General features: G+C 62.9%; 20 protein-coding genes and 1 pseudogene. 8 read left to right on the plus strand and 13 right to left on the minus strand.

All coding sequences use genetic code 11. The annotated features are described in order from the left end of the window. Positions 1–235: 235 nt before the first annotated feature. Together LG3211_RS01805 and LG3211_RS01810 are read left to right on the plus strand one after the other, a co-directional pair. Positions 236–1,414 (plus strand): putative peptide maturation dehydrogenase, encoded by a 1,179-nt coding sequence (locus tag LG3211_RS01805; protein ID WP_057941343.1) that lies wholly within the window; start codon positions 236–238, stop codon positions 1,412–1,414. A gap of 356 nt (positions 1,415–1,770) precedes the next feature. After that, positions 1,771–2,862, plus strand: coding sequence for an NAD(P)H-dependent flavin oxidoreductase (locus LG3211_RS01810; RefSeq protein WP_057941344.1), 1,092 nt, complete (start codon positions 1,771–1,773; stop codon positions 2,860–2,862). 512 nt (positions 2,863–3,374) lie between these two features. Here the strand turns inward: LG3211_RS01810 and LG3211_RS01815 are convergent. The 5 genes and pseudogenes from LG3211_RS01815 to LG3211_RS01830 all read right to left on the minus strand — a co-directional run. Beyond that, entirely contained in the window at positions 3,375–4,256 is an 882-nt protein-coding gene (locus LG3211_RS01815; RefSeq protein WP_057941345.1) for an alpha/beta fold hydrolase, read from the minus strand. A 4-nt stretch (positions 4,257–4,260) separates the two neighbouring features. Further along, entirely contained in the window at positions 4,261–4,416 is a 156-nt protein-coding gene (locus LG3211_RS26215) for a hypothetical protein (protein WP_187313118.1), read from the minus strand. Positions 4,417–4,526: 110 nt separating this feature from the next. Further along, complete coding sequence (locus LG3211_RS01820; protein WP_057941346.1) at positions 4,527–5,357, minus strand: helix-turn-helix transcriptional regulator; 831 nt, start codon at positions 5,355–5,357, stop codon at positions 4,527–4,529. Positions 5,358–5,517: 160 nt separating this feature from the next. Then, a complete protein-coding gene (locus LG3211_RS01825) occupies positions 5,518–6,006 on the minus strand; it encodes a hypothetical protein (protein WP_057941347.1) in 489 nt (162 codons plus the stop codon). Between the two features lie 68 nt (positions 6,007–6,074). Further along, positions 6,075–6,560, minus strand: a pseudogene (locus LG3211_RS01830) (magnesium chelatase subunit ChlI family protein); the annotation flags it as partial. Between the two features lie 187 nt (positions 6,561–6,747). On the opposite strand from LG3211_RS01830, the gene LG3211_RS01835 reads away from it, so the two are divergent. The 5 genes from LG3211_RS01835 to LG3211_RS01850 are packed head-to-tail and all read left to right on the plus strand — an operon-like array spanning position 6,748 to position 9,837. Next, positions 6,748–7,029, plus strand: coding sequence for a hypothetical protein (locus tag LG3211_RS01835; protein WP_057941349.1), 282 nt, complete (start codon positions 6,748–6,750; stop codon positions 7,027–7,029). Continuing rightward, positions 7,022–7,384 carry a helix-turn-helix domain-containing protein gene (locus LG3211_RS01840; RefSeq protein WP_057941350.1) on the plus strand — a complete coding sequence of 121 codons (363 nt, stop codon included), beginning with the start codon at positions 7,022–7,024 and terminating at the stop codon, positions 7,382–7,384. The genes LG3211_RS01835 and LG3211_RS01840 overlap by 8 nt, the downstream gene beginning before the upstream one ends. A gap of 3 nt (positions 7,385–7,387) precedes the next feature. Continuing rightward, positions 7,388–8,395 (plus strand): ImmA/IrrE family metallo-endopeptidase, encoded by a 1,008-nt coding sequence (locus LG3211_RS01845; protein ID WP_057941351.1) that lies wholly within the window; start codon positions 7,388–7,390, stop codon positions 8,393–8,395. Next, positions 8,392–9,024 carry a C1 family peptidase gene (locus LG3211_RS24635; RefSeq protein WP_083512245.1) on the plus strand — a complete coding sequence of 211 codons (633 nt, stop codon included), beginning with the start codon at positions 8,392–8,394 and terminating at the stop codon, positions 9,022–9,024. The genes LG3211_RS01845 and LG3211_RS24635 overlap by 4 nt, the downstream gene beginning before the upstream one ends. 3 nt (positions 9,025–9,027) lie before the next feature. Continuing rightward, positions 9,028–9,837 carry a thymidylate synthase family protein gene (locus LG3211_RS01850; protein WP_057941352.1) on the plus strand — a complete coding sequence of 270 codons (810 nt, stop codon included), beginning with the start codon at positions 9,028–9,030 and terminating at the stop codon, positions 9,835–9,837. On the opposite strand, the gene LG3211_RS01855 is transcribed toward LG3211_RS01850, so the two are convergent. From LG3211_RS01855 to LG3211_RS25335, 4 genes are all read right to left on the minus strand, one after another. Next, on the minus strand, positions 9,834–10,505 hold the full coding sequence (locus LG3211_RS01855) for a uracil-DNA glycosylase (protein ID WP_057941353.1): 672 nt from the start codon (positions 10,503–10,505) through the stop codon (positions 9,834–9,836). The two genes, LG3211_RS01850 and LG3211_RS01855, sit on opposite strands and share 4 nt — an antisense overlap. Then, positions 10,502–11,704 (minus strand): nucleoside triphosphate pyrophosphohydrolase family protein, encoded by a 1,203-nt coding sequence (locus LG3211_RS01860; protein ID WP_057941354.1) that lies wholly within the window; start codon positions 11,702–11,704, stop codon positions 10,502–10,504. The genes LG3211_RS01855 and LG3211_RS01860 overlap by 4 nt, the downstream gene beginning before the upstream one ends. A gap of 25 nt (positions 11,705–11,729) precedes the next feature. Continuing rightward, positions 11,730–12,014, minus strand: a complete 285-nt coding sequence (locus tag LG3211_RS27350) for a DUF4031 domain-containing protein (RefSeq protein ID WP_057941355.1) — start codon at positions 12,012–12,014, stop codon at positions 11,730–11,732. A 717-nt stretch (positions 12,015–12,731) separates the two neighbouring features. Next, positions 12,732–13,358 carry an ATP-binding domain-containing protein gene (locus tag LG3211_RS25335; RefSeq protein ID WP_237049815.1) on the minus strand — a complete coding sequence of 209 codons (627 nt, stop codon included), beginning with the start codon at positions 13,356–13,358 and terminating at the stop codon, positions 12,732–12,734. 364 nt (positions 13,359–13,722) lie between these two features. Here LG3211_RS25335 and LG3211_RS01875 point away from each other — a divergent pair. After that, positions 13,723–14,864 (plus strand): IS3 family transposase gene (locus tag LG3211_RS01875; protein WP_148648703.1). Its coding sequence is split into 2 segments (ribosomal slippage): positions 13,723–13,960 and positions 13,960–14,864, totalling 1,143 coding nucleotides; the frame shifts between segments, so codons are not numbered across the junction. Between the two features lie 246 nt (positions 14,865–15,110). On the opposite strand, the gene LG3211_RS27355 is transcribed toward LG3211_RS01875, so the two are convergent. Genes LG3211_RS27355 through LG3211_RS01885 form a run of 4 tightly spaced genes read right to left on the minus strand, consistent with a single transcriptional unit; the run spans position 15,111 to position 19,113 of the window. After that, positions 15,111–15,674, minus strand: a complete 564-nt coding sequence (locus tag LG3211_RS27355; protein WP_083512246.1) for a GIY-YIG nuclease family protein — start codon at positions 15,672–15,674, stop codon at positions 15,111–15,113. A 3-nt stretch (positions 15,675–15,677) separates the two neighbouring features. Further along, the gene (locus LG3211_RS01880) at positions 15,678–17,510 is read right to left on the minus strand and encodes a hypothetical protein (RefSeq protein ID WP_148648704.1); all 1,833 of its coding nucleotides are present in this window, start codon (positions 17,508–17,510) and stop codon (positions 15,678–15,680) included. Beyond that, positions 17,507–17,833, minus strand: coding sequence for a helix-turn-helix domain-containing protein (locus tag LG3211_RS24645; RefSeq protein ID WP_187313119.1), 327 nt, complete (start codon positions 17,831–17,833; stop codon positions 17,507–17,509). The genes LG3211_RS01880 and LG3211_RS24645 overlap by 4 nt, the downstream gene beginning before the upstream one ends. A 50-nt stretch (positions 17,834–17,883) precedes the next feature. Further along, a complete protein-coding gene (locus tag LG3211_RS01885; RefSeq protein ID WP_057941358.1) occupies positions 17,884–19,113 on the minus strand; it encodes a tyrosine-type recombinase/integrase in 1,230 nt (409 codons plus the stop codon). Positions 19,114–19,144: the final 31 nt, after the last annotated feature.

Genomic DNA, 19,144 nt, shown 5'->3' on the forward strand with positions numbered 1-19,144 from the left:
AACGAGACAACCACGCGGAACAGGTCAAATCGGTGACGACGGATGATCTGTGGAGGCCCTTTTCGCGCTCAGCGTCGAATTTAGATCGTGTTGTCTCGGCACATTCTTCGTTGTTCATGTGCCTGTCCGCCCATCGCGACGGCGGTCGCCGCGTTATTCTGAACGCCGTTTCGGCCCGCGCGATGCGCGTTCCGTGTGTCCACCGTCGGCCGAGCGGCCGGCAAGGAAAAGCTGAATGCGAATCCGTCGTTGCGCGATCGTGTTTCTGGAACCGCGCGAAGAGGTCGCCTTCGATCTGGACTCGTTGCTCGGCGGCGGCGCCGGCCTGCGCCGGACGCGACGTTGGCTGGCCCTGGCCGCGCATCTGGACGGCGAGGTCGAAGTCGACGCAGCGCAGCGCGAGTGCCTCGGCCGGCTCAGTCCGGTGGCCTGGTGCGAGTGCGACGAACTGGCCGACGCGGAGACGGTCGATCGATTGCTGGCGCTGGGGCTGCTGATCGCGCAGGACGGCCCGGCCCATGCCGCGCATCGCGAACGCGACGAGGCCGTGCGCGCTGCGTACTGGTGGCCGCCGGCGGCGATCGCGCACCGGCTGGGGCGCTGGCACGGCCTGGACAGCGCGGCGGCGATGGAGACTGGGCAGATGAGCACCGCCGTCGAAATCCGTCGCAAGCTCGGCGCGCCGCCGGCGCATGTGATCGAACGCGCCGCCCCGGAATCGCGGCAGCGCTTGCCGCGCGTGGACGACAACGAGTTCGATCGCCTGCTCGCCCGCCGCGCCACCTGCCGCAACTTCGACGCCGCGCGCGCGTTGTCGCAGCCGGTGTTCGCGCGAATGCTGCAGCGGGTGTTCGCCGCGCAGGCGCAGGTGCGGATCGAGGACGACACCGTGTTTCTGAAGAAACACACCCCATCCGGCGGCGGCCTGCATGCGACCGAGGCGTATCTGATCGTGCGCAACGTCGAAGGCGTCGCGCCGGGGCTGTATCACTACCATCCCACCGAACACGCGCTGGAGCCGATGCCGCCGCCGGCGCAGCCCTTGGCCGAATTCGCTTTGTGCGCCTTGGCCGGCCAGCACTGGTTCGCCGACGCGCCGGTGCTGGCGGTGCTGGCGCCGCGCTACGCGCGCAGCTTCTGGAAGTATCGCGACCACGCCAAGGCCTATCGCGCGCTGGTGCTGGACGTCGGCCATCTGTCGCAGACCTTGTATCTGAGCGCGACCGAGCAGGGTCTGGGCGCGTTCGTGACCTCGGCGATCAACGAGGTCGATATCGAGCAGGCCTTCGGCTTTGACCCGCTGGTCGAAGGCCCCCTGGCGATCTGCGGCTTCGGTTGGCGCAGCGAGCGCATGCGGATCAGCGAGTTCGACCCAACCGAAGAGGTCTGGAAAAAAACGCCCGAGCAAGATTAAGACAAGGCAGTACCAACCGCGCCAAAAACCAAGCGACTCTCCGCTTCGGGCTTCGGGCTTCGGGCTTCGGGCCTCTGCGTTTTTGCTCGTCATTCCCGCGAACGCGGGCTCCGCTTTACTTCGACGGAGCCGAACATCCAGCGACTTCAAACGTTCTCGCACGAAAGGCACTGGATGTTCGGCTCCGCCAAAGTAAAGCGTAGCCCGCTTTTTCCAGATCGCTTCGAAATATGCTCATCGCTCCCGCCACGCAAAGACCCCGACAACACCTCGTTCAACCCCACCCGCAACACAGCATGCCAACCCCCATCAAGACGCCGCCGGCGCGCTGATGTCATCCTGCCCTCATCCTCCCGATGGACGCCGACAACGCCATGTGGCCCGATAACCGTATCCAGACGCTGTTCGGAATCGACCTGCCCATCGTGCAAGCGCCGATGGCCGGACCTACCCAGGCCGAGATGGTGATCGGCGCGGCCCAGGCCGGCGCCCTGGGTTCGCTGCCATGCGCGATGCTGAGCCCGCAGCAGGTACGCGAGCAATGTGCGTCGATCCGCGCCGTCACCGATGCGCCGCTGAATCTGAATTTCTTCTGCCACCAGCCGCGCGCGGCCGATCCGGCGCGCGAAGCGGCCTGGCGCGAACGCCTGGCCGGGTATTACCGCGAGTACGGCCTCGACCCGGCGATGCCGGTCGCGCCGAGCGCGCGCGCGCCGTTCGACGAGCCGTGGTGCGAACTGCTCGAAGAACTGCGGCCCCAGGTGGCGAGCTTTCACTTCGGCCTGCCCGAACCGCGGCTGCTCGAGCGCGTGCGCGCCAGCGGCGCGCGCATCGTTTCGTCGGCGACGACGGTCGATGAAGCGCGCTGGCTGGAACAGCGCGGTTGCGACGCGATCATCGCGCAGGGCGCGGAAGCCGGCGGCCATCGCGGCGTGTTTCTGCGCGAGGACATCACCACCCAGGCCGGCCTGTTCGCGCTGCTGCCGCGGGTGGTCGATGCGGTGCGGGTTCCGGTGATCGCCGCCGGCGGCATCTTCGATGCGCGCGGAATCGTGGCGGCGTTCGCCCTGGGCGCGGCGGCCGCGCAGATCGGCACCGCGTATCTGTTCTGCCCGGAAGCCAAGTTGTCGCCGCTGCACCGGCAGGCCTTGCACGCCGGCGAGGGCGACGACACCGCCATGACCAACGTGTTCACCGGCCGTCCCGCGCGCGGCATCGTCAATCGGTTGATGCGCGAAGTCGGGCCGATGTCCGACTTGGCGCCGGCGTTTCCGCTGGCCGGCGGCGCGCTGGCGCCGCTGCGGGCGAAAGCCGAGGCGGCCGGTTCGGACGGCTTCATGTCGCTGTGGTCGGGGCAGGCGCGCCGTGCGCATGCATTGTCCGCGCGCGAGTTGACCTTGACGCTGGCGCGCGAATCCCTGCAGTTGCTGAGCCAACGACCACGCTGAAATCGCCGCGATGTTCGGTGCCGCTGGCGGCGCAGGCCATCCGCAGCCAGCTTCGGAGCGATGCAGCGGCGATACGGCGCCAGTCGCGGCAAGGCGCCGCGCCACTGAAACCCGTTGAGCGGAAATCCGTGCAGCAGCAGCGTCGCCGGTCCGGCGCCGCGCTCGACATAGGCGATGCGTCCGAACGTCGTCGCCGCATAGCGCCGGCACGCGTGGAACTGCGCCGCGCTCCGTCCGTCGGCGGGCTCATCGGACACGGCTTCGTGCCCGTGTCCGAAGCTGGCCTGCACGCCGCCGCCGGCGAGCAGGCCGCCGCTCCATTGCAGGAAGTGTCTACGGTTCCCGCAAATGTCGAAAACGCGCGCAGCCGTCCGCCACGACGACGCGAGTGCGCCGCCTTGCTGCTTCAAAGAGTCGGGATTACTTGCGCGGACCGGGTCGCGAAACGTTCCGGCTCGCGCCGCCGCTCCCGTCGCCGCGGACGCGGGACGGCCAGCGGCGAGGTGGCGCGGTCAGGCGCTGGCCAGCCAGTGCTCGCGCAGCAACTCGTTGAACTCGCTCCAGCGCTCTTCCGGGAAGAAGATCCGCGCGCCTTCCAACTCGACGCGCTTGCGCGTGCCGGCGATCGCCTCGGCCAGCCAATGCGACCACTTCACGTCGAAGAACACGTCGTCGGTGCCCCAGGCGATCAGGGTCGGCGCCGCCAGCGCGCGCAACTGCGGTTCGATGCGCAAGGTGTGCGAGGCATCGAATGCGGCGAGGAAGCGCTGGAAATCCAGCAGCCGCTGTTCGCTGCGCAACAACGGGGTCAGGTACGTATCGATGTCCTGATCGCTGACCTGCTCCGGATCCTCGTAGGCCAGCCCCAGCGCCTGCGGCGAACGGTAGACGTTCTTGTCGGCCAGCATCGCTTGCAGCACATCGCGCAGACCGCCGGCCGCGGCCGTCGCCAGGAACGGCTTGAACGCCTCCGGCGGCCAGTTGTCGTGAGTGTCGCAATTGCTCAGCGCGAAGCTGCGCACACGCTGCGGATACAGAGCGGCGAAGATCTGCGCGATGCCGCCGCCGCTGTCGTTGCCGATCAGATCGACCCGATCGATGCCCATCGCGTCGAGAAACTGCGCGAGCATGTGCGCGTTGGCGGTGACCGAGACGTCCTGGTCCGCGGCGATCTCGCTGTCGCCGTGAGCGAGCAGGTCCACGGCGATGCAGCGGCGGATATCGGACAGATGGCGCAGCTGATGCCGCCACAAATGCCCGTTCAACAGCACTCCGTGCACGAACAGGGCGACCGGGCCTTCGCCGCGTTCGCGGTAGGCGATGCGCCCGGAAGGGGTTAGCACGCTGCCGTGGGCGAAGGGCGGAGCGTCGTTTTGATAGCCGCTGCCGTCCATGGTCTCAGCCCTGGTCCGATGCGGTCGCGGAGGCATACGCCTCCTTGAGCTTGAGCGCGCATTCATCGCAACACACTTCCACGGCCTTGCCGCCGATCTTGATCTGGAAAGAGTTTTCGTCCAAAGGGCAGTCGCAAGCTGCGCAAGTCTTCTCGGCCATGATGGTTTCTCTGCTGACGCCCGTGATTGGGCGAACTCAGTAGGCCATCGCCGGGTCGGGGGCGCTGTCAGAAAATTTAGCGATCGCCTTTTGGCCGGTCGGGCCCGCGTTCAGCGATGCAGGGCGGACTGGCGGAACTCGGTGGGCGAGCGGCCGTAAGTCTGCTGGAACGCCGCGCTGAAGTGGCTGTGGCTGGAAAACCCCAGGTCCTGGCTGAGCGCGCTCAGGTCCTCGTACTCGCCGAGCAAATCCAACGCCCGCGCCAACCGCAAGCGCAGTTGGTAGCGATACAACGGCAAACCTTCGACGCGCTGGAACACCTGGGTGAGATAGACCGGCGATACGCCGACTTCGCCGGCGATCTCGGCCAGCGCCCAGCGCCGCGACAGATTGCTGGCCAGGACCAGCTTGGTGCGTTCCACCAACCGCTGCTGGCCGACGCTGGAACCGGCCGCGTGCGTGGTGCGCGGGCCGAGCGCGCGCTGCACCAGGGTCAGCGCCAGGCTTTCGCCTTCCAACCCTTCGGCGACGTTTTCGCGCAGGCTGTGACGCAGCAGCATCACCAGCGCCTGCGCGCGCGGATCGATGCGCAGGCGCGGCGGCTTGAACCGCACCGCCTGGCCGTCTTGCAGCAGTTCCTTGGGCGCGAGCTCGCGCAGCATCGATTCTTCCACGGTCAACGCCAGGCTGGCGTCTCCGCCTTCGATCGGGTGACTGATGCGGTAGATCTCGCCAGCGTTGAAAAACAACACCTGGCTGGCCTCGGCCACGGTCAGGTTGTCGCCGACATGGCGCACGTAGACGCCGCGATACGGAAACACCAGTTGGGTGTCGTCGGCGCGCTCTTCCTCGCTCATGTGCCGGCACAGGCCGGGACAGTAGACGTCGCGAACGGTGACAGTCGGCGTCTGGAGCAAGGTGTGGATGTTGAATTCGGACATGCGCGCCGGTTCGATGGATGCGACATGGCCATGGCCGGCCAGCGGGGGCCGCCGTGGTCGCCGCTTGTGCGGGCAGACTATACGCCTCGGGCGGCGGGCGTTGGCGGCTGGAAACGGGGCCGCCGCGCCGTCGCGATCCGAACCGCGACGGCCTGTGCGTCTACATGGCCCCGGAACAGCCGCCATAGATCTCGCGCACGGGGCCGTCGATGGCGACGATGAAGGCGGATCGGACCAGCGTGGCGCAAGGGCCCATTTCTGTGTGATAGAGGCTCAGTCGCCCATCGGCATAGCGCAGCGAGTACGCCACTCCGGTCGGATCCGAAAAACCTCTCACCAGGTGGTATCGCTCGCTGTCGGCCAGGATCGCGGCGGTCGCGGGAAAGTCGGCGTCGAGTTGCTGCTTCGACAGCGCGACGATGGGTGCGGCGCGCAAACGCTCCATCGCTCGGGTCAGTTCGTTGTCTCCGACCCGCGCATAGCGGGCCCCGGCGACGTTCTCTGCCGAAGCCCAGGGAAAGTCGGCCGGCTCGGTATCCACCCATTGCGGATCTCTGGCCGCGGGCGGCAGGGCCGGCGGGCCACCGGCGCAAGCCGACAGCAACGCGACCAGTGCAGCGGCGGTCGATAACGTTCTGGTCGAAAACATGCAGTCCTCTCCATGGATGCGGCGATTCTACGACTGCGGACCCGTGATTGCGGGCCTAGGATCCGCGTTTATCGCGCGCCGCTCGTAGCGGCATCATTGCGCCGATAACCGATCGCCTCGGTCAGATGCGCCGTCGTGATCGCCTCGCTGCCGGCCAGATCGGCGATGGTGCGGGCGACGCGCTGGATCCGGTGCATCGAGCGCGCCGACAGTTGCAGGGCGTCCACGGCGCGTTCGAGCAGGCCTTGATCGCGCTCGCTGAGCCGGCAGATCGCCGCGGTGCCGGCCTGATCGAGTTGCGCGTTGGTCTTGCCGCTGCGCGCGAACTGGCGCTCGCGCGCAAGCGTCACCCGCGCGCGGATGTCGGCCGAGCTTTCGCCGCCGGGTTGATCCGGACGCAAGGCCTGCGGCGGCAGACGCGGCACGTCGATGTGCAGATCGATGCGGTCCAGCAACGGGCCGGAGATGCGCGCGCGGTAACGGCGAATGGCGTCGGTGGCGCAATGACAGCGGCCGCTGGAGTCGCCGGCCCAGCCGCAAGGGCAGGGATTCATTCCTTCCGGGTGCTTGCTAACTGTTATAAGCGATTTTTCTTATTAAAAACAATGCTTTGGCAGGAGTAATTATTTTCTTGGCCTCAGGCTGGGCCGTCTGTCGGAGCGTTCAGCTCCAGGGTTCCTTTCGTTCTCGCGGCGTGGTACGTTTTTAGAACATAAACGTGCGATTTTCTGCGGGGGCGTGATGGACGACAGGAAAGCGGAGATTGAGGCGGTTCTGGGCCAGTTCTGGGACGAGATGGCGATTGAACTTGGTGAAGACCCGCAGGACACCTCGGGTCTGTTGGGCGCGCCGCTGGACTCCCTGACGGCGGTGGAGGTACTGCTGCAGGTCGACACGCTGCTGGGTCGGAACATCCCGGCAGAGGTCGTGATCCAAAAGGGCGGATACGAGTCGAAAGAGCAGTTTGTCGAACTGCTGACCGGCCAGGTTCTCGACTACCTTGCAGAGCATCCCCATGACTAGTTCGGAGAAGGGCGATCAGCGGGCAGAGATGGCCGAACGACTGCGATTGGCGCGGGAGTACGTCGGCCTGACTCAGGAAGACGTCGCCGGGGCTTTAGGAATTTCCCGTCCTGCCGTCACCAAGATTGAATCAGGCGCCCGCAAGGTCGAGTCCACCGAGCTCAGCATCCTGGCCCGTCTCTATCGACGGACGATGGAGTACTTATTGACGGGGAAGGAGCCGGCCCCGAAAGGACCCGAACAACTGGCGTTCCTGGCACGCGCCATCAAGGGATTGTCAGAGCGCGACCTCGACGAAGTGGCCCGGTTCGCCGAGTTCCTAAAGCACTCGCCTAAGGCGACGCGAAAGGAGTAAGGAATGCTCCCTCAGATCATGGCTGCTGCACGTCGCGCGTCCGAGGTGTATCGCGATTCGGGAGTCAAGGAGCGCGTCGAGCAAGGCGGCTACACGCGTGTCGACCCATTCCTTGTTGCCGGTAAGGAGCGCATTCCGGTCCTGCTGCGTCCGCTGGACAAACTGCTGGGCGCGTTCATCCGGGACGATGTATCCGGAATACTGATCAACTCCGAACGGTCCGCTGGGCTGATCCACATGACCTGCGCCCACGAGTTGGGCCACTACTTCATGGGGCATGGCACCACCGCGGACGATTCACTGGACTATGGGCCCCAGGCGGCTCGCCATGAACAGGAAGCGGACTGGTTCGCTTACCAGCTTATGGTCCCTCGGGCACTGCTGGCGTATGTGATGCGCCGCAAAGGTTGGACGATGCAGTCTCTAGCCGACCCGCGGCTCCTCTATCAGCTGTCGCTCCGGCTTGGCATCAGCTATACGGCGGCGGCCTGGTCATTGGCCCGCCACAAACTGATGGCGCCTACCGAGGTGAAACGGCTTCTCAAGGTCCAGCCGCTGGCCATCAAGGAAGAACTGCTTGCCGGCCAGGCATTCGATGCGCGCAAGGAGGTCTGGCTGCTGGATGAGCGTGATCGCGACAGCGTTTTGGAACCTCGCGCGGAGGACCGGATGGTCTTGCGTCTTAAAAGCCACGCGAGTGCGGGTTACCTCTGGTCGTTGGACGAACTGGCGTCGGAAGGATTCGAGATCCGGCCGACTCTTGCACCAAGCAAGGAAGCAATACCGACCGATACAGTGTTTGGTGGCTTCACTACTGCTGAGTTCTTGCTCTCGCATGAAATGGTCGGAGCCACCGACAGCCCTGCCGTGCTTGCAATGGAAGAGGTGCGTCCATGGGCGAAGGAAAAGCCGGCGAGCACCTTTGAGGCCAAAACCTTGTTTGAGGGCGTTTCCCCTGGACTGACAAGCATCGCCAAACAGCAGTTGCTCGGGGAGAGTTCGGCCGCGTGACGATCAAGGAAGAAGTCATTCTTGCGCAAGCCAAGTTCCCCTCGCGCGATCAAGGGCTTCGGCCGACCTGCATTGCCTTCGCCTTGGCTGAAGTGAATTTCGATGCCGCGACAGGTGTTGAAGCGCTCAGTCCGGAGTACGCGTATCAGGGCGCAGCCTGCCTTACTCCATCGTGGGTGCCGGGCGCCGGCGTACCCTTGGATGCCGCGTTACGCGCGTCATCCAAGGGACAGCCGGTAGAGTCGGATTTTCCCTACCGGGCCGTAGAGCCGGGCGCTCCGGTGCCTGCCCCACCAACCACCTTCGAACTGCACGGCGGAGACGTCGCTATGCTGCCGTTGGATACCGAATTCATATGCGCGATGCTGCGTCAGGGTCGGCCGGTAGGGATCGGTTTACGGCTTACCGAAAGCTTCTACAGGCCCATCGATGGTTTGGTCACGTTCGAAGCTGCGCCCTTGGTGCCAGCGGTCCTCCATGCAGTTGCCGTCGTGGGCTTTGGCTGGGAAGACGGAGAAGTACATTTTCTGATTCGTAACAGTTGGGGGCGTGGCTGGGGCCAGGATGGGGTTGCCTGGGTATCTGCCACTTACGTACGCGAGCTTGCACTCTGTGCTTTTGGAGCCTGACATATGGCAAAGCTGTTCTGTTCGGAGCGGATTGTTCCTGTATGGCTGAGCGCAGCGCGCTCCTTGGCCACGATGCCTGCACGAAGCGACAGGAATTTCGTTCTCGAGATCGCCTCGCCGACCATGCTCTCTGATGGCGATGTCGCGGCCATCAATGCCGTCGACACAGAGCTTCGCAAGACAGATGACGGGATTGGTGTGTACACCATTGCTGCGACGATCTTTCCGCAACGGATGTACCTGCGCCACGGGCGCCCCAACTTCTACGCGCAATTCCTCACAGCTATGAAAAAGGGAAAGAAGCCGGGGACTTGGGGGACGTACGCGATGCGCATGATGGAGCGGACCCACCCGCGGACCGGAGAGGCGATCAATCCGCTCGAGGTCATTGTCACCAAGCTTCAAAAGACTGGGGAGGGGACCAAATACCAGTCGGCCTACGAACTGGGCCTGCATGAAGTGACTGATGTGCTGGACAACGAGGTCGGCGGAGAGCTGCCGATTTACGCGCCTGCCAGCGATGGTGGGAAAGCGACCAATATTCCTTGCCTAAGCCATCTCAGCTTCAAGCTCGACCGCACACGCAAGGCAGTCGACCTCACTGCCGTGTATCGGTCCCACCACTACGGGCGTCGGGCGCTGGGAAATCTGATCGGCCTAAGCCAGTTGCAGGCGTTCGTGGCAATCGAGTCCGGACACTCACCTGGCGTGCTGACCTGTGTTAGTACCTTGGCGCATCTGGACGTGGAGGCATTCGGCGGCGTGGCGGCCACCAACGCGCTACTCACACGCCTGCCGCCCACGACGGTCTAGATGAGCGCGGCTTGCGTTGCCCGTCTCAGGGCGTTGTCGGGGAGCTGGTACAGCTTCTGCATCCCTTCCCTGAACTCTCTGACGCCGCCATAGCTCGGGTGCCTGATGGTGATCACGTTGACGCCGAACCGCTGCGCGTACTGCGCAGCGTCCTGTCCGATCGCAACGATCTGACGGATCTTCAGCCAGGCAATGAGCGCACTATTAAGCTCATCAACTTGGTCCAGCTCTCGCGCAGTGAAGCGCCGATTGCTGAAGGGGTTGTCGGGCTCATGCGGATGGAAGGGAAAGACATTCCACAGCAGCGGTGGCGTGTCGATCACTCTAAGCACAGCCCAGATCTCCGCGGCGGTGCGCTCCGCAACCGCGGGCCCGCGTGTGGCCTGGCGTGATTGGCACCCCGGGTACCGCTTCGCAAGTTCCGGCAAGTGATATTCATCGGTCAGCGCTAGTCCCGTGCGCCGCCCGCCCCGATAGCCGAGGTCCCGTCCCATCCAGATTGTGTCCACGCCGATGTCGGCGGATGCTGTCAGGTACGTGCGCAGATTTCGCCGACGCGATTCAGCTGCATCGGCGCGATCATGCACGGCGCACACGTCGGCGTAAGGATTGAAGACGTTGTCTAGGCTGAATGCAGCCAATGCCTTTACGAAAGCAGCGGGGGTCATGGGTCAGCCGGGTGCGGGCGGAAGGTTAGTGCATGTTGGTGCATGTCAACGGTGACTATTCCACCACGATGCTGTCGCAGCAGACGAAACACCTCGAAGCCCTTGAGGATCGCCAGTTCCCATTGCCAGAGCTTGCAACTCGCGACCTCATAGCCTTCGACCATGTTCTGGATCTGCTTAAGCAGGCTGTAGTCCAGCTTGCCGACCTCGACGTTCTCATACAAGCCAAAGCGCCGGGCGTGATTGAAGATCCAAGTCGCAATGCCTTCCTCGATGATCATAGCCCGAGCGCCATCCTCGTTCTCATCAATACGTGGGTCTGACTTCCGCTTGCGCTTCAGCAGACCCCTGATGACGGGCGACCATCCAAGGTAGGCAATGTAGGCGAGGTGGAAGACGTCGTGGTATCGGTAGTGGTCCTCCTCATTGCTGTTGTCCGTCAGCCGATCACCGATAAACACGCCTCTGAGGCTCTGCACGACATAGCCGTCGCGTTCAATGAACTCAATGTCGAACGTGCGGGGGAACTGCTCGTACTCCGGGAAGCGCTCGTCTGAATCAAATAAGGCCGGATACACTTTTTCGTCGCCCGGCCAACGGCTGGAGATCTTTTCTAGGTTGCTACGTGCAATGTCTTCCGTGCGCAGATGGAAACACCCGCAAGTAATAGCCCATTCCGCGAACAGAATTCCAAAGTGCTCGCGCAACGCGGGAGGGCTCATTGCCTCGAATTTGGTGATAGTGATGCTGGCTAGGTTTCCAGCCGAGTGGGCTAGGGCTCCCAATTGCTGGATCCGGTCCAGGCCCCAGCCTTCCTTATAGGTATCGAGCAGCGCATCAATCTGCCGGAAGCTTACTGGTAACACCGCGGGACGATCGCTGTCACCGAAGCGTTGCCGAAGCCGCCGAAGGCAGTGTTCGCCCAGGTCGTCAGCAGAAACTCCGAGCAGATGGGCGGTGCTGACCAGGTACCACAGGGCGTCGCCGAGTTCCTCGGCCGCCAAGGCGCTTTGCGGTTCAGTGAGTTGGTCCCGGCCGGACTTCTTGACCGCCGCCAGCAGCCCGCCGGTTTCTCCAAAGTAGCCGAAGCGAAGGTTGTCGAACTCCTCCGGATTGTTCTCGAACCGGTTGGTTCGCCGTGCCTTCAACAAGTACTCGGGCAGCGAGAGCGGCTGGGGCTGGGGCAGCGCAGGTGTCATCTGCAGTCCTTTGTGAGGATGGGTTCTACGGCAACACGCCCTCAGTGCGATGGCTCAGTATGAATCGAACCCGCTTACAGCAGGCAATCAAAGTCGCGCGGTCAGCGTCAATCGCCCCCATGCGCAACGCCCTTAAACGTGCGGCCGAGGTGACATCGTAGTGGGGGTAGCGACCGCGATCCTGGAACCAGTGTCGCTGCAAACCGAGGCGGGCCGCGAAGTCATGGAGCTCCTCCAAAGTGTCGGCGACCATGTGGCACCACTCGCGGCCCCTCCAGCGAATAGCTTCCGAATCAATGTAGACCGCCATAACTAGCCAGCTTGCAAATAATATGCAAATAATTAGCACATATGGCTGAGCGATTCAAGACTCCAGACGACGCAGCGCGACTTGGCGCACGAATGCGCTCGGCTCGAAAAATTAAGGGATATACCCTGGTTCACGTCGCGACGCAAACCGGCGTAGACGCCGGGCAGCTCTCGAAATTGGAGCGCGGTCAAATGGTCACAGTGTCAACAAATGTGCAAAAAGTATGCACATACCTGCGAATCCCACTGACCACGGGAAATCTGCCGCCAACGCGCGTCGGGAGCTTGCTGGATGAACTGGTTGCCAACACACCAGGTAGCGAGCCTGCCGTTGTGAACCTCGTAGCGGCAATCCAGGAAATGGTGCTGAGTGTCGCTATACATGCTGGGCCTAAGAAGGCCGACTAGGCATTGCGCCGTCTCGCGAGGTCGCGGGATATCGTGGCAGCGTCGACGAATCGTGTTCAATGAACCGATAGGGGCTCAACAACTAGCTTACAAGCATCAGCAAGATGCTGACCTGCAAACCGCTCGCCATCTGGCCAAGATCGCCAATAAAGTTGTCCGTAGTCGCCCGGCGATCTGACCACGACCGCCAAGCGGCTGACCGGTGGGGATCGACCCAGAGCGGACATCTCCAGCCAGCTGGTCTCAGCATCGCGACGCTTCGCTCATGCTGTTTCTTGCTCGGAGAGCGGAGACGCGCATGTCGCGGGCACTATCGTGCCGCACTCAAGACAGGAGTCTGCGAACAGACAACCAGCCCTTTGGCTCCCCGTGTAAAGGCGACATAGAGGTTCTGGGCCGTCATTGTCTCGGGCTGAAGAACCACCGCAATATCTGCTTCAAGCCCCTTCAAGAGCAGCGTGCTTCCGACGGATCGGCGTGGGAGTGGGTGTCCAACGTGGCGGTTGCGCTCACGGGCCCGAAGGGCGGCAGAGAGGAAGTCTTGCCCGCCGTTGATGACGGCCTGCATGGCGGACCGACAGCAATAAAGAATTTCAGGACGATACACGCGCGTGCCAGCGTGGTCAGTCAATGCATTCACCAACTGAAGGGCGCGATGCATGGTTCGCTCTGTGTCAAACGTGACAGCACACCATTCAATCGGTGTGGGCGGTGTTCGCGCGCGTCCGGAGCGCAGGGAGCCGACGCGTGTGGCAAGGTTGCTGGACCCAACGCCCGTCATCATGGACGAAGCAAACTCGGCCAGGTTTTGCAGTGCGTCGGAGGCCTGTAGGTCGAATCGCCTAGCGAAGTTGACCAGATCGCGAAGATCCACTGCCTCGACCGCTATTGCTCCTGGTGTTTGGCTGGCTAGTTGATGCCGGCCTTGGACATTCATGGAGTCACCGATAACCAACACCGTCCCTTCGTTGCCGGGTGCGTTTGTACGCGCAGCAACTAGTCGCTGCTGCACCTCATTACCTGGCGTCAATTGGACCCAACGAGCCTCTGATGGGGCGTTGCGAAGATCGATAGCATGGCCAGCAGAGAGCGAAGGCCTCAGGGACAAAAGCCACTGTCCTAAGTTCTCTGCACCGGCGAGGCGCCAGCGCCACGGCGTTGCGAGAGTTCCGGCTGCAGGAAACCGGGCTTCAACATGCCCTCCCCAGTGAACCAGCTGATTCCCTCCAAACCCGAAGTGAATCGCCCAGGGTTTCGTAGACATCTCGCAGCCATAAACTATGGCTTAAGTGGAGGTGGTTATGAGCGCGAAGCGATACACCGATGAGTTCAAGATCGAAGCGGTCCGTCAGATCGTGGAGTACGGGCGGCCGGTGGCCGAAGTAGCCGAGCGCCTGGGCGTGTCGGTGCACAGCCTGTACGGCTGGCGGCGTCAGCAAGGCAAAAGCGATGTGGTTCGTCGTGTGGAAAAAGATCAGAACGCGGACGTGCGACGCCTGAAGGCAGAACTTCGGCGCGTGACTGAAGAACGAGACATCCTAAAAAAAGCCGCCGCGTACTTTGCCAAGGGGTAAAGGTGAAGTACGCCTTCATGAAGCAGCACGCCGACGAGTTCGGCCTGGCCGCAATGTGCCGTGTCTTGGGCATAAACCGCAGCGGTTACTACGCTTGGCTTCACGCGCCGGCCAGTGCGCGTGCACGCGACGACCAACGTCTGTTGGGATTGATCAAGCACAGTTGGTTGGAAAGCGGCTCGATCTACGGCCATCGCAAGATCACCACGGACCTGCGCGAGTTGGGTGAAACGTGCAGCAAACACCGCGTTGCGCGTTTGATGAAGCAAGAAGGGCTGCGCGCCATGGTGGGCTACGGCCGGCGGCCGCGGCCGTTGAGCGGGCCGATCGGCGCCGTCGCCAACAACGTGCTGGCGCGTGAGTTCACAGCGCAAGAACCCAATCGGGCCTGGGTGACCGACATCACCTACATTCGCACCCACGAAGGCTTCTTGTACTTGGCCGTCGTGCTCGATCTGTTCTCCCGCAGGATCGTGGGCTGGGCCACGCGTCCAACGCAGCACTCCGATCTGGTGCTGCAGGCGCTGCTAGCGGCGGTGTGGCGACGCAAGCCCGCGCCTGGTTTGCTCTTGCACTCGGATCAAGGCAGTCAGTTCACGAGCGAAGACTGGCAGAGCTTTTTGAAGGCCCACGGCATCGTGTGCAGCATGAGCCGACGCGGTAACTGTCACGACAACGCCGCGATGGAAAGCTTCTTCCAGTTGCTCAAGCGCGAACGGGTTAAGCAACGGATCTACCATACCCATGACAAAGCACGAGGCGATGTGTTCGATTACATCGAGCTGTTCTACAACCCCAAACGACGGCACAGTTCCAACAATGGCCTGTCCCCGATAGAGTTTGAAAGGCGGTACGCACTAAACGGCTGACGACTGTCTACAAAAACCTGGGCGATTCAAGACGTTGGCCGGTTCGTGCCAGACGCCGAGAAGTCGTGGCTTCTCGCGCCAGGCCGCAAGGACCGAAAATGGTTTGACTCAGATGCCATGACCGTTCTTCAGGAGAATTCATGAGACGCCGATGGTGGCTCCGGAATGAAGCCAACCTACTCTCGACAGAAAGAGAAAGGCCGGCAAGAAACGGTCGCACCCTCGCTCTTCGACAGGCGACGTCGGCTACAGTCGATGCGTTGCCCGCAGGACATAGGCCAGTACTTTGTCGGCTTGGCCATGTGCGATCAGATCGGCGGGGGATCCGTCTAGTTCATCGATCCAGAAGCACGCCCAACGCGCTGCATCGTCCTCGCTGAGTCCACAGCGGAGCGTGGATTGCGTCAACGAAGGCACGCGCCGTCGGAGAATTGCCCATATCTCGGCTTGCGTCGTAGCAACGCGTTGCACGGCCTCTGTGTGTCGGTTGAGGGGTTCGCGCAACTCGGGTGCTGGGGAATCTAGCGGTTCAGACGGAGCGCATGAACAGTACGATCGCCAATCAGTGGTATACGGCTGGAAGAAGGCCAGTTTTCGCGCCTTGGACCAGTGTTTGATGCGCCTCTCAAGGCGGCTTGTCTGCGCGCGCGTGCCGACCGGTAGAGCGGCGATGAGAGCACGAGGCGGGTGATTCCGCGTGTATTGGGCCGCGCTCCCTAGGACGTGCAGACGGTAGCGTGCATCGACGTCGGTGGCGATACCCGTATAGGTTGAGCCATCAACGCACTCAAGCAGGTAGATGTGCCACATGTGTCAGGCCCTCGTATCGAAGGCATGTCGCGTGTGCGCGCGCACCTGCATGCCCAGTTGCTGGCAGTACGTGGTGGCCGTCACCCGACTGACGCCCAACGCGTCGACCAGGATCCGGGGAGAGCCGGGATCGGCGATGGCCCATTGCACCAAGGACGTGGTGACCAGGGCGCGCGTGGTCAGGCGCTTGGGTGTCAACCATTTCGTGAAGGTGTCCGAGCGTATGTGCGAGCCCGCTTGCCGGCCCGGGAACAGGTACAGGCTTTCACCGTTGCGCTCAAAGCAGGAATTCTCCCGTCGCATCGACAACCAGCGCGCCAATAAGTGGTGCGTGACCTCATCCATGGGAAGCCAGACCTTGGCAAAGCGCACCTCGTATAGCCCCTCGGCGCCCATGCGAACCGCTTCCAGAGGCAGCGCCACGCTCTTGTGCGCCGGTTGGGCATAGATGAGGGCGAACAGACTGACCAGCGACCAACGCACATCCACGATGGTCGTGCTCAGACCCAACGTGTCAATCAGATCAAGCCGGACCTGATCGGACAAGGCGTGCTTGAGGGAAAACTCGTGCTTGCTTGCCGGCACGCTCAGCTTCTGGAACGTACGCTCGTGCCGGCGCAGGTAGCGCACCAGGGCGCGGATGCGCAGACGATAGTTGCGGTGTCGTCCCAGGAAAAGCTCCAAATGCTCCTGCGAGACCTCCGGCAGACTGGTGGCGCCTTCGGCGGCGGCATAGGTCAGGAACGCCACCGCGGCGCGGACCGCCGACTCCATCGACTTCGGTTTGATGGGAACGGTGCGGCGTGTGGACCGATCCAGCGACAGATCCCGCTTGTGCAACATATGGGACAGGAACCGGTCCATGGCCGCGTGCGACCACGCAGGACCGCGAGCGGTATAGGACCGGATACGGCTTAGGTGCCACTCCAGTTCGTAGTCCGGATCCTGGTAGGTGGTGATGTAACCGGTGATGTTGAGGAAGGACATCACCCGACCGTACCGGGCCAGGAATTCATGGCCGAGCTTGCGCACGACCAGCACGCCGGTCAGGGCGTCGGCCGAGGAGAAGTGGGGCGACAGCGCCGCGAAGAAGACCACGTCATGGCGCAAGCTCTTGCTCAAGGTGCCGTGCGCGATCTGGTCGCGCAGCAATTGGTAGTATTCGGTCATCAGATCGCGCGCCCAGGCCGCGGGAACCTGTGCATACAACCGAGTGAGTAACCGGCTGTGGATCCGGCGCCACGCGCAGTCCTCACAGCGGCCACTGCCGAAGTGGAACTTGGGCTTGTGGCAATCGCTGCAGGTAACGATCGGCGGCGTACCGGTGGGCAGGCAATTGGCGCACAACCTCTTGCCGTCCCGTTCGCCGGCGATGAAGCGCGGACGGCGACAGCCTGCGCAGTTCTCCGCCTTGCCCAATCGGTGACGACACTGCCCGCATACCGGTTCGGTGACGCCCCGTCGCACATCGCGCCCCAGATCCTGTTTGAACTCGTTGCAGCCGGGGCAAAGCTGCGGCGGCACCGCGTACTTCTTACAGGACAGACAGAACAGACACCCATCGTCCAGTTCGATACCAAACGTGCGAATGGGCCGCTTGCAGCGGGTGCACGGCTTGCCTTCCCAGCGCGCATGACGTAGACACGTGGGGCATGCGTGCGGTGCTTCATCTTTCAAGATGCGCGCAGAGCGGCCGCACCGTGTGCAGGTCGAGGGGATGAAGTGCTTGTGGTAGCAGCCTCCGCAATACACTACGCCTAAGTAGATACGTTGGCCTTTGGCCAACGGAGCTTGGCACTTTCCGCAGGACACGCGGAACTGATCAGGCGAACTCATGATGCGTTCTCCTTGCGCTCCGAGGTGAAGACCGTGAAGGCCGGACCCTTGAGTCGCGCGATGTCTTCCATGGACGGTTCACGCGCCGGTTTATGCGCACGTGTCGGCTTGTCGTTAGGCGAGGCGGGTACGCAGGTACCCCAGTGCAAGAGGTCGCTCGGTGTGCACTCCAGTGCATGGCACAGCGCAATCAACAGCGCCATGTTCATCCGTTCGGGCACGTGATTTACCACTCGTCCCAACTGCACCTCGGAGATGAACGGGTAGTGGTTTTTAAGAAGACGACGCAGGGCGGCCACGCTGGGTACGCCGCGTTCGGTCATGACCTCACGCAGTCGCCAGAACACACGTGGCAGGGAAGAGGGTGGGTCTATCATGTCGACTCCTTCTTTTTCAGGTGTTGCTTGACCAATTGCCGAGCCCGATCACGGATGAAGGCCTCGGGGAGATGCGTGTAGACCTGAGTGGTGGAGGCATGGGCGTGGCCATGCCGTTGCTGAGTGAAATGCAACGGCACATTGGCCTCGGCTTCGTGGGAGACCGACATGTGACGCAGCCCGTGCGTGGACATAGTCGAGGGGTCAATGCCGCACACCTGCAGCAATTGTTTGAACCTTGTGTCGATTTCCGAGCGGCACAGACGCGTGCCCTGTTCGGACAGCCACATGGCGGGCTCTTCCAGGTCCCGCGGCGGGAACAGCGGCCGCACCACAGTCAAGTACCATTCCAGTACTTCGCGAATGGACGGATTGATGGCCGGGATGGAGCGGAACCGTGGCCCGCTGCCGTTGCTGCCTTTGCCGTACACGTCGGCAAACCCGAACCGACCCAATTCACGGATATCCGGGTTGGCGCGGAAGCTCGTTACATTGAGAGCGTGCCCTTCCGACATGCGTAAACCGAAAGCGTAGTAGGTGTTGAACATCGCCTTGTCGCGAAGCAGGGTTCGCACGCAGCGTGGTTTAGAGCGAATGGCCAACTCGATCGCCACATCCAGCACCTGCACCACTTCTTGAAACTCCATCGCGCTCAGGTAGCGACGATGGCGTTTGGGCGCTTGGTCGGTGGTGTGGACCACGCGATTTTCGCTGTGAGCGATTTCGCGAAGCTCTCCGCCCATGGCTCGCGCCTCGTTCTGCAGGGCCAGGTTGCGGCTCAGATAGCGCAGTAAGGTGGCAATGGCGGTCTGCTTGCGTCGCTGCGTACGCGGCGCATCGCCTTTCGTCAGGCCTAAGTGGGCCGACCAAACCTCGAAGTCGTTTTCGGTGAGTTCCCATAGCGGCTGGCCGATGAAGGCCAGCAACTGGCGCACGGCGATCTGGTCGTTCTGGATCGAACTCTTGGCATGGTTGCGGGACGGGCGCCGGCCCTCGTAGTAGGCCCGCAGCATCTTGTCCTGCAGGGCCTGCTCTTGCTCGGTCAGTTCACGGGGCGGGCGGGCAGGCGTTGGCACCGCCGGCAGCGCGGGCGCTTTGGGTTTGCGGCGTGGCTTGGGCACCGCTACTGGACCGGCCCCGGTCGGCGGCGAGGTGGGCGGGCCCAGGCTCGGGGCCAACGGGGGCGGCACCAGCGCCCCGGGCCATCGGTAAATGCGCGCCGTCATGACAGCCTCCTGATCAGGAGGGCAAGGCGGA

This window comes from Lysobacter gummosus (assembly GCF_001442805.1).
In the GTDB taxonomy this organism is placed as follows: domain Bacteria; phylum Pseudomonadota; class Gammaproteobacteria; order Xanthomonadales; family Xanthomonadaceae; genus Lysobacter; species Lysobacter gummosus.